The 10,386-nt window shown below is 38.9% G+C and carries 11 protein-coding genes; 2 read left to right on the forward strand and 9 right to left on the reverse strand.

The genetic code is table 11. The features are described from left to right. A partial coding sequence (locus Q0F90_RS04605) for a YeiH family protein (RefSeq protein ID WP_296003782.1) occupies window positions 1-720 on the forward strand: 720 nt, incomplete at its 5' end. Window positions 721-855: 135 nt separating this feature from the next. Further along, a complete protein-coding gene (locus Q0F90_RS04610; RefSeq protein ID WP_296003784.1) occupies window positions 856-1,470 on the forward strand; it encodes a LysE/ArgO family amino acid transporter in 615 nt (204 codons plus the stop codon). A 68-nt stretch (window positions 1,471-1,538) separates the two neighbouring features. On the opposite strand, the gene Q0F90_RS04615 is transcribed toward Q0F90_RS04610, so the two are convergent. From Q0F90_RS04615 to Q0F90_RS04655, 9 genes are all read right to left on the reverse strand, one after another. Continuing rightward, window positions 1,539-2,423 carry a LysR family transcriptional regulator gene (locus Q0F90_RS04615; protein WP_296003786.1) on the reverse strand — a complete coding sequence of 295 codons (885 nt, stop codon included), beginning with the start codon at window positions 2,421-2,423 and terminating at the stop codon, window positions 1,539-1,541. 189 nt (window positions 2,424-2,612) lie between these two features. Then, a complete protein-coding gene (locus tag Q0F90_RS04620) occupies window positions 2,613-3,833 on the reverse strand; it encodes an MFS transporter (protein WP_296003788.1) in 1,221 nt (406 codons plus the stop codon). A 289-nt stretch (window positions 3,834-4,122) separates the two neighbouring features. Beyond that, complete coding sequence (locus Q0F90_RS04625) at window positions 4,123-4,728, reverse strand: hypothetical protein (RefSeq protein WP_296003790.1); 606 nt, start codon at window positions 4,726-4,728, stop codon at window positions 4,123-4,125. Between the two features lie 141 nt (window positions 4,729-4,869). Then, a complete protein-coding gene (locus Q0F90_RS04630; RefSeq protein WP_296003792.1) occupies window positions 4,870-6,141 on the reverse strand; it encodes a putative porin in 1,272 nt (423 codons plus the stop codon). Between the two features lie 271 nt (window positions 6,142-6,412). Beyond that, complete coding sequence (locus Q0F90_RS04635) at window positions 6,413-7,015, reverse strand: hypothetical protein (RefSeq protein ID WP_296003794.1); 603 nt, start codon at window positions 7,013-7,015, stop codon at window positions 6,413-6,415. Window positions 7,016-7,349: 334 nt separating this feature from the next. After that, entirely contained in the window at window positions 7,350-8,021 is a 672-nt protein-coding gene (narI, locus tag Q0F90_RS04640) for a respiratory nitrate reductase subunit gamma (protein WP_296003796.1), read from the reverse strand. Beyond that, a complete protein-coding gene (gene narJ / locus Q0F90_RS04645) occupies window positions 8,018-8,542 on the reverse strand; it encodes a nitrate reductase molybdenum cofactor assembly chaperone (RefSeq protein ID WP_296003798.1) in 525 nt (174 codons plus the stop codon). The genes narI and narJ overlap by 4 nt, the downstream gene beginning before the upstream one ends. After that, window positions 8,542-9,969, reverse strand: a complete 1,428-nt coding sequence (gene narH / locus Q0F90_RS04650; RefSeq protein WP_296003800.1) for a nitrate reductase subunit beta — start codon at window positions 9,967-9,969, stop codon at window positions 8,542-8,544. The genes narJ and narH overlap by 1 nt, the downstream gene beginning before the upstream one ends. Beyond that, the coding region (locus tag Q0F90_RS04655) for a molybdopterin dinucleotide binding domain-containing protein (protein ID WP_296003802.1) at window positions 9,959-10,386 on the reverse strand (428 nt) is incomplete at its 5' end. The genes narH and Q0F90_RS04655, both read right to left, overlap by 11 nt.

Below are 10,386 nucleotides of genomic sequence, written 5' to 3' on the forward strand. Positions count from 1 at the left end.
GTTATATTCCGTCTAACCCACATCGACTCCAACACAGCGGTACTCATCGGTGTCGGTTCCTCCATTTGTGGTGGCTCCGCTATTGCTGCAGCAGCACCAGTTATTAAAGCGGAAGATCAAGACATTGCTCAAGCAATCTCTGTAGTGTTCTTCTTTAACGTTGTAGCAGCCTTTGTATTCCCCCAATTTGGCGATGCTATTGGGCTTTCCAACATGGGCTTTGGCTTATTTGCTGGTACCGCTGTAAATGATACATCCTCCGTAACTGCAACTGCTGCTGTTTGGGATAGTATGAAAGGCACTGGTACGCAAGTACTAGAATATGCAACTATCGTTAAACTAACACGTACGCTCGCTATTATTCCGATCTGCTTAGGTCTTGCAAGCTACCAAGTATATAAAGCAAAACAAAATGCTGCTCAAAATGATGGCACAAGCGTAAGCGTTGCTAAAATCTTCCCTAAGTTCGTTCTATACTTTGTGATTTGCTCTCTTATCACAACAGCGTTGTCTTATGCTAATGTAGATATTCAGTTCTTGAGCATCTTCAAAACGATTTCTAAATATTTCATTACCATGGCCATGGTGGCAATCGGTCTTAATACTAATATCGTGAAATTGTTAAAATCCGGTGGTTCTGCCCTTGCTTTAGGTGCTACTTGCTGGATTTCAATCACCGCTGTAAGCCTTGTAGCCCAACATATGATTGGTTTATGGTAAGAAATATACATCCGCTGTATAATGTGCTATAATTGTATATAGTTAGAATAGTAATAACCCCTCCAGTGATGGAGGGGTTTCGTGCTACTATTCACCTTATTAGTACTTTATCATACCATAGTCAGGAGGGTTAATATGTACTTCTTACAAGGACTTCTTGTGGGCCTCGCTACGTTTGCCCCTGTTGGCATGCAAAACCTATTTATTATTAATACGGCTTTAGTTCAGCCAGTACGTCGTATTATATTGACGCTAGTCATCCTAGCACTCTTCGATATGAGCCTTAGTGCTGCCGCCTTTTACGGTATCGGTGCCGTATTAGAAATGTGGCCGATCATGAAGCTCATCGTTATTCTATTCGGTAGCTTACTTATCATATATATGGGTTCCAATATATTTAGAACGGAGCCCGACATGCGCAATCTAAATACACATATTCCCATCCGCAAACTCATCATGTCTGCTATTGCCGTGTCTTGGGGTAATCCTCAAGCCGTTCTCGATGCAACTATGCTACTTGGTGCGTTCCAAGCAAACATTCCTAAAGAAGAAATTTATTATTTCTTCGGTGGTTTCCTTGCAATGACGCCGATTTGGTTTGGTTCCCTAGCTACAGTTATGCATCTATTAGCTAAGAAAATTAAAATCAGCCATATGGTATGGATCAACCGCTTCTGTGGTACAGTCCTTACTATTTATGGTATTAAATTATTCATCGATGGCGTTACGATGTTACTTGAATTTTTCTAATATAAAAGCCGTTAGCATATGCTAACGGCTTTCTTGTTTTGTTTTAGAACTCATCTTTTAATTCGTATTTAGAATTCATCTAATACTTGTATAAACATATCCTTAAAGGCCTCTACATAGGTATTATTCTGATTCCTTTGAGATACGAAATAATAATAACGTTTTATAGTCTTACCGTGGTTTGTAAGGACCTTTCGCTCGATTCCTGGCAGCGCATCTGTTAGATATTTAAAGCGATCTAATAGTAGTAAACCTTGTTGTCCAGCCACTAAATAACGAGCCTCTTCTAACGTTCGGGCATACGCAAAGGCACCACTATAGCCCATTGCCTTTCGATAATGGTCTTCTTCTGCCAACGTATATTTACCGCGACACACTAAAATCAGGGGCAAATCATCAATAGTCTTGAGCTCCACACTACCTGCATCCGTATAACCTTGCGGCACCTCGATAATAGTTGTAGCTTTATCAATCAACTGGCTTTCATAATCATCAGATAACACTTGCCATTGATCATTAAAGACTACATCTACACGGCGATCTTGTAACATGCCATATAATTCTTCATGACTGCCGCTATACATGCGAATATCTAGATTCTTATAGCGCTTTGCCATGCGAATTACAGTCTGTTGCATCGCAATACCACTATAGCGATTCAAATAGCCAATGCGCAAACTCACTCGTGCATCAGTACCAATACGAGTCGTTTCTACCTTAATATCATGAAATCGTTCAAGTAACTTTTTACCAGATCGATATAAATATTGCCCTGCCGGTGTTAGGTGAAAGCTACGTTTCTCCCGTACCATCAATTCCACACCAAGACTAGTTTCAAGCGCTTTAATTTGTTGTGAAATTGCAGACTGGGACACATACTGTTCAGTTGCCGCTTGAGTAAAACTATTATTATCTACTACACACACAAAATACTCTAACTGTTTTAATAGCATAACTATACACTCTCATCTCTCAATATCATACGGACCACCACCGTACAACCACAACACAAACCAACCCCTCTCATCGGCTTCTGTTACTTATATTACTAATTATATTTAATTGTATGTAATTGTGAAAGCCCCTAAATTGCGATGCTTTGCTTTCACTAAGAATCGCTTAATTGCGACGCTTTGCTTTCACTAAGAATCAGTTAATTGCGATGCGTTACTTTCACTAGGAATCACTAATTTACGATAAATAAATAGTGCCGCTATAAAGAATATAGCTGCCGTAGTCCAGAAGACAGCACCATAACCAAAAGTACGAGCAATCATACCACTTATAACAGGGCCCAACACATTGCCCATCATAGCTACACTCGATACGGCACCGAACACAATGCCTCGCCGCTCAACAGGAACCGCCTTAGATATGAGCGTATTGGCAATCGGTGTAACAAAACCCATGAAAAACCCGGCAATGGCACGGAATATGCCAAGCCCCCATATACTAGGCATTATATATTGAAGTATAAACAGCGTTCCCACAGCCCACGTAGCAGTAAATACTATACGAGGCATAGTCACACACCTGGTCACCTTACTAATTGAAATAGATGCTAGCGCACTAAACAACCCAGCACCGAAGATAATAATACCAACGATAGTGGCGACAAACTCGTCAGACATATGCATGTAATGCTTAATATATAACGGTAAAATTGGACCAATACCAGTAATACCAAAATTACATAAGAATAATAGTGCCACCAAGAGGCGTACTTGAGGTATAACTAAAAAGGATTTGATTAAAGAAATCTGGGATTCATTAGCATCTACCTTATGTTTAAACTGTAAGTTAGGCATTAATAAATAAATTCCCAACATACAAATCCCAGTCAAGACAGCAAACACAAAGAATGGTGCACGATACCCTAATAGATCCGCTGCTAAACCACCCATGAGTGGGCCAAAGACGAGTCCCATAACCATAGAGGCTTGATATAAGCCCATCGCCCAAGGCACCTTATCCTCAGGTGTTACAAGGATAATAATAGATAATCCTATCGGTACATAACCACCCACAACACCTTGTAAAATCCTTAGAATAAATAACTGTGATGGTGTTTGTGTAAATGCACAGGCACCAACTGTAACCATTAGAGTAAACAGGATGAACATCATTACCTTACGAGGTCCTAGCTGGTTTGCCTTACGCGTCCAATACGGTGCACTCAGCGCCACCATACAAGGCGTCACTCCAGATACAAGCCCAGCCCACATGGCGGCCTCCCCTGGATCATGAATACCTAGCTCAGCTAAAAACAACGGAAGGAACGATAATACACCGATAATAGTTATGCCCCCACCAACCTGTATAGTGCAGATTAGATATATGATTCGTTTCCAAGAAGAATCCATAATGACCTTCTTTCCTATTTTAGATTACCTAAAAAGGCAATATATACATATTAATGATATCTAAAAATAAACTAAAACCAAAGAAATGTTTATAGTACTGATTTCACTCTAATCCTCTAAATAATAAACAGCATATACTTACATAAATTCATAGAATATATACTCATAATCTTATTGTATCGCAAACAACAAAAAAAGACCATCTCTTCCATAGATAAAGGGTAGAGATGGTCTTTTTACGTCTATGACTGTGCAACTTTTATAAGAATAAAAAGTACATATACATCATTTATTTTTGTTTGAACATCCAATAGATGTAATAAATAACAAGTGCATAGGTCACTACGTCAAATACAGGTAGGAATGGCACCATTTTAGATAAACGGCCAAAGCCATGCACGTGAATATTTGCCGCAATGATAGCAATAAGATTCAATCGATGAATCCAGATTGCTTTTTTACGGGACACGGACTTTGCCATGTTGCCAACCCAAGGGGATAGATATAATACGGCAAAGATGAAAGCAATAAACATAGCTACCAGGGAGATATAGCCGCCCCAGAAACCTAAGAAGGACTTTAGAGCTTTCAAGAAATATACATACCAATGGGCACATACGAGGATAACACTGACAATCCCAACAATGCGATGAATATCAAACATCTCTTTAGGATTATATCGTGTAATAAACCATTTTGGCTTTGTCGCAATGTATGTCAATACAAGCCATGCAACATACGGCACAAGACCTAAATGAACCTTCCAGTTACCAAATGGTCTACCACCTGTTACATACCCATATTCAACCATCCCCATAAATATTAAAGATAAAACTGCAATCCAAATTAAAATATGATATTTACTTTTAAACTTCTTTTTTACCACTTCTGCCATAATAAACCTCACTATTTCTAATACAAACTATTAGTATATATCTAGTCGGTCTAATGTAGCATGCTAACAATTTCAATCCACATAGCATTCTACTTAGAACTAATTACATATTAACGTTCAGACTAATCATAAAGTTTAAAATTAGAATTTGAAGTTAAGATCTGCACGGTAGTAATCATTTACGCGGTTGCCTTCTTGTGTTTTAGCATGGAAGCCATAGTATGCATTAATACCAATGTTTTTCTCTGGTGCATAGGATGCGCCTAATTGCCATGCTTTATACCCTTCATATCGTGTTTTCTTTAATAAATCGTTAGATTCATATTTTTGCGTTTTAAATACAGGTGCATTTTTAGCTTGGTCAAAGTAATCTAAACGAATAGCCCAGGAGTTCTTCTTGTTAATTTTATAGTCGCCCCATTTAACGCCTACGTTCCAAACATCGGAATCACTCAAACCAGATGCTTTTACCCACTCGCCATCAATACCGAATTTACCAACATTATATTTAGCATTAAAGCCATATACATTATCAAATTCGTTATTTGTCTTGCCGTTGCCCATACGTACATTTGTTGTACCTACACGAGCAAACATACCACCAAAGCCAAAGCGATCGTTAACAGCTACATTGGCATTAATAAGACCTACATCACCATTATCAGCTTTACTAGTCTTAGCTAAACGGCCTGCTGTCATGTAACCATAAGCACCGTTTAATGTAACTTTATTGCCTAGCTTAGCTGTAGCACCTACCCCATCAAAGTTAGAGCTATAAATCAAGCCACCACCAAATTTTTGAGTGTAACGACCTGCATCTACTACGAGGTTTTTACCAAATTTATGCTCTACATAAACAAGATCCCAATTAGGTTCTACCGCTTTAGCACTATCACCTAACTCAATGGCACCTGTCGTAATACGAGCTTTAACGGATGTATTTTTATTAACCTTTGCATCAATACCTAAACGAACACGAGCAGTAATTTTATCTTCGTAATCATAGCCATCGATACCCTCTTTGCCGATGTAGTTGATACGAGCATCACCAGTAACCTTTACATTACCTACGCGATCTTCTAATTTAGCTACGCGCACACCAAGATTATTCAATTCATTAGCAAACTCTTCTGCTAAACGATTTAATAAAGCTTGTTGTTCTGCATTAGCACGATCTTGATTAGCCATACCTTTGGCAATCATTTGAGCCATTTCGTAACGAGTAATGTTATTTTGACCTTTGAAAGTGCCATCAGGATAACCATTGATAATACCAGCTGTAGCCAATTGATCTACCGCTTGGTAAGCCCAACTATCGGACGGAACATCGGAAAATGGGTTAACAGCAAAAGCCGTAGCCACACCCATCATGGCTGCTACTGCAAAAGCACTAGTCATTTTACGTTTAATCATAATAAACCTCACACACGAATAATAACAAGAAATAAAATGAGTAGATAATGAATACATGACTCTAATTATCATTATCATATTTAACATAGAAATAATAACAACTTTCATTAATGGAGTAAAGAGAAAATGTATATCAATCTCACAATTATATATGCCTTTAACTAATACTATGCCCTATTTAATTCCCTAAAAAATAAAAATATAACAAAAAACCCTTCTGTGTAATACAGAAGGGTTTTGTATGTATCTTATCAGCTCTTTATATATCTTATTATTTCTTTTTAAACATCAAGTAAATGCAGTAAAGAACAAGACCGTATGTGATGATATCAAAGACTTGTAAGAATGGTACCATTTTAGAAATACGATTAAAACCATGAATATGGATATCTGCAGCAACTAATGCTACAAGATTTAAACGGTGTAACCAAATACCAACATTACGACCAGATGCAGTAACTTTTCTAAGTTTTGGCGTTAAGAACGCAAGACCAGAAATCGTACCAATACCAAAGGAAGTAAGGGCTACATAGCCCCCCCACCAGCCAAGAACGGATTTGGCGGCTTTACCGAAATAGAGATATAAATGGAACGCAATAACAGCTACAGATGCAATACCTAATGCACGGTGAATCTTGAACATTTCACCTAAGTTATAACGGCTTGTAAACCATTTAGGGCGAGTCGCTAAATAGGTCATAACAATCCATACACACCAAGGCACAAGACCTGTATAGACTTTATAGTTACCGAAAGCACGACCACCTACTATGTAGCCCCACTCCAATAAACCGATCATAATTAAGGAGAATACTGCAATCCATATAAAGACATGGTAAATACTCTTATACTGTTTCGTTTCCACTTGATTCATTGTAACCTCTCTAACATAATTCCTAAAACATCGAATTTACTTAATATATTTTATCATTTAAATCGAAATTTGTTGATTACTTTTATTAGATAGGTAGTATCTATTATAAGAATAATTCTAAGTTAAACCACATTTTATAATAATTCTAATCTTAATACAGCCAAAAATATGCCCTCTACAGAGAATAACAAGAAATACAACACAAAATAGATAAATAAAAAGCCCCTTGCAGTGGTTAGCATAGGCTTTCACCAATACAAAGGGCTAATGATTAATTTGTCATATTATAAAGGGCATACAAATTAATTATGGTCCGAATTAATTATCGACCAAGTTATTTTTCATCTCGTTTACGATAAACGATAAACGGACGTGTTAAGTAGTTGAGTGGAGCACTCAAGCAGTGTACCAAACGGCTGAATGGGAAGATGATAGCCACTGCCATCCACGCAAACATGTGGAATTTAAACATAAATGGTACACCTTCCATCAAGGATGGATCCGGCATAAACGCTAATAGGCTACGGAACCAAGGGCCAATGGATACGCGGTAATCAAAGAAACCAGATGCATTAAGCAATGTACCAGCCATACCACTGAAAATAGCTAATGTTAAGAACAAATATAACCATTTATCAAGGCGAGATGTGTTAACTTTCATAGCAGGCACAGTAAAACGGCGTTTCATCAAGAGCAAGAATCCTACGATAAAGATGAGACCCGCTACAGCCCCCATGTATAACGCACCTTGATGGTACATATGGTCATTAATACCAATAGCAGCAGTCCAAGTTTTAGGGATTAATACACCTACTACGTGACCACCGATAACGCATAGCAAACCAAAGTGGAACAATGGATTGGCAATACGCAATTGTTTTTTCTCTAAAAATTGACTCGATTTTGTAGTCCAGTTTCTTTCAAAATAAAAGAAACGAACCAAGGTACCTACGATTAAGAAGGTGAATGCGATGTAAGGCAAAGCGCCCCAAAGGAATAGATTCATCGTGCACCGTCCTCCAATCCATTTGCAACAGACAAGATAATATCAAACAAGAATGCATAAGGCAGTTTAGCCTCAATGAAGCGTTCTCTAATGTATTCCAATTTTGGCTTACAATAGTCGTAAATTTCTTTAGATTTATCTTCATCGATAACGGCACATAGCTCAAGAAGCGCTGGAATATAATCAGGCATTTCTTTTGGCAAATCATAGTCGTTTTCGAGGAAGAAAGCTTTAAATTTTACGAGTTCTTCCGCTTGTTCCCCTGTACCTTGTAACTCATAAGTCGATAAATACATTGTTGTATTTTGACTGAAATCAAAGGTACGAACATATTGGTCTTCGAATTCTTTTTTATCGGATTCCTCTACATAGTCGAAGAATTCTAATAAACCTTGGCGAAGTTGAGGATGCCCAACGGATTGGGCGTCCTCTCTCCATTCAGGTAACTCGTTATACCATTGTTCATCGGGATAGCGTAGAAGAAATGACGCAATAAGAGCGATTTTCTGAGCATCCTTCATTATTGACATCCCCCTGTTGGGCAAGCAAATCCGCGATTTTGTTGCATTTCTAGGCGACCTTCGCGAGATACTTTAACATCAGATGGGATAACAAAACGATCATTGTATTTGGACAATGCCAATAATTTGTACATAGCATACATTTGATCTTCTGTTAAATCCACATTGTGATCGATAGGACCGTCACCTGTTTCACGACGGCGCATATATTCACGCATGTCGAGAACACGTTGCAATGTACGAGCTAAAATTTCTGTATTACCTGCTGTGAACAAATTAGCAAGGTATTGTACAGGCACGCGCATTTCATGTGCATCTGGTAAGTATACATCAGATGTTACACGTTGCAAGATTGGGCTGAGTGGTGGTACATACCATACCATTGGTAATGTACGGTACTCAGGGTGCAATGGCAATGCCACGCCCCATTCTTTTACAAGTTTATATACAGGAGATTTTTGAGCAGCTTTAATCCATGCTTCGGAGATACCTTCTGCACGAGCTGCTTTAATAACCTCAGGATCATGAGGATCTAAGATCAACTCAACTGTATTTTCGTAAATATCTTGTTCATTTTTTGTAGCTGCCATTTCTTCTACTTTGTCCATGTCGTAGAACACAACGCCTACGTAGCGCATACGACCTACACATGTTTCAGCACAAATTTGAGGCAACCCATTTTCCAAGCGTGGGTAACAGAATACGCATTTTTCAGCTTTATTAGTTTCCCAGTTATAGAAGATTTTTTTGTATGGGCAAGATGGAACACAATGTCTCCAACCACGGCATACATCTTGAGATACGAGAACTACACCATCTTCATCGCGTTTATAGATCGCACCAGATGGACATGCAGCTACGCACGCAGGGTTCAAGCAGTGGTTACAAAGACGTGGTAAGTAGCGCATGAATACTTCTTCGTAATCAAATACGATATCTTGCCCCATCTTAGTCAAGTTCACGTCTGCACGAGCATGTTGTCCACCAGCCAAGTCATCATCCCAGTTAGGGCCCCAAGTAACTTCCATTTTTTGTTTCGTTACAAGGGAACGAGGACGAGCCACTGGTTGGTTATTTTTACGACCGCCATGAATCAATGTTTCATAGTCGTATGTCCAAGGCTCGAAATAATCCTTCAATTCTGGTTGTTCAGGATGGAAGAATAATTTCATCAAACGATTTGTTTTAGAACCTGTTGAAAGAGCTAAATTGCCAGAGCTATCTAGCGTCCAGCCGCCCTTCCATTTTTCTTGGTCTTCCCAATTTCGTGGATAACCTACACCTGGGCGAGTTTCCACGTTATTAAAGTACATATATTCCGCGCCTTCGCGGTTCGTCCATGTATTTTTACAAGTGATAGAGCATGTATGACAGCCTAAGCACTTATCCAAATTTAGGACCATGGATACTTGAGCTTTAATCTTCAAGCCAATCCACCTCCTTCAATTTACGAGCCACAATTGTCATATCACGTTGGTTACCAGTTGGGCCATAGTAGTTAAAGCCATAGCTCAATTGACCGTAACCGCCGATCATGTGTGTCGGTTTCATGTGAATATGAGTTGGTGCATTATGTGTACCACCGCGACGATCTTTCTTAACTTGCGTGCCAGGAACGTTGATGTGACGATCTTGGGAATGGTGCATGTAAGAAATACCACGAGGAATACGAGGGGATACTACTGCACGAGCTGCTACAACACCGTTTTTGTTGAAAGCTTCTACCCAGTCATTATCTGTAACGCCGATTTCTGCTGCATCGTCTTCGTTGAGCCAAATTGTTTGACCACCACGGAACAATGTCAACATTTGTTGGCTATCGAAATACATACTATGTGTAGACC

It is taken from the genome of uncultured Veillonella sp., from assembly GCF_934190855.1.
Classification (GTDB): Bacteria; Bacillota; Negativicutes; order Veillonellales; family Veillonellaceae; genus Veillonella.

Bases quoted from the DNA above. Each gene is read 5' to 3' on its own strand.
- narI (WP_296003796.1), bottom strand. From the start codon at position 8,021: ATGAATCTATTCCTTTGGGGCGCTTTGCCTTACATCGCATTCACCTTC.
- Q0F90_RS04610 (WP_296003784.1), top strand. From the start codon at position 856: ATGTACTTCTTACAAGGACTTCTTGTGGGCCTCGCTACGTTTGCCCCT.
- Q0F90_RS04620 (WP_296003788.1), bottom strand. From the start codon at position 3,833: ATGGATTCTTCTTGGAAACGAATCATATATCTAATCTGCACTATACAG.
- narJ (WP_296003798.1), bottom strand. From the start codon at position 8,542: ATGAAGGATGCTCAGAAAATCGCTCTTATTGCGTCATTTCTTCTACGC.
- Q0F90_RS04635 (WP_296003794.1), bottom strand. From the start codon at position 7,015: ATGAATCAAGTGGAAACGAAACAGTATAAGAGTATTTACCATGTCTTT.
- Q0F90_RS04615 (WP_296003786.1), bottom strand. From the start codon at position 2,423: ATGCTATTAAAACAGTTAGAGTATTTTGTGTGTGTAGTAGATAATAAT.
- Q0F90_RS04630 (WP_296003792.1), bottom strand. From the start codon at position 6,141: ATGATTAAACGTAAAATGACTAGTGCTTTTGCAGTAGCAGCCATGATG.
- Q0F90_RS04625 (WP_296003790.1), bottom strand. From the start codon at position 4,728: ATGGCAGAAGTGGTAAAAAAGAAGTTTAAAAGTAAATATCATATTTTA.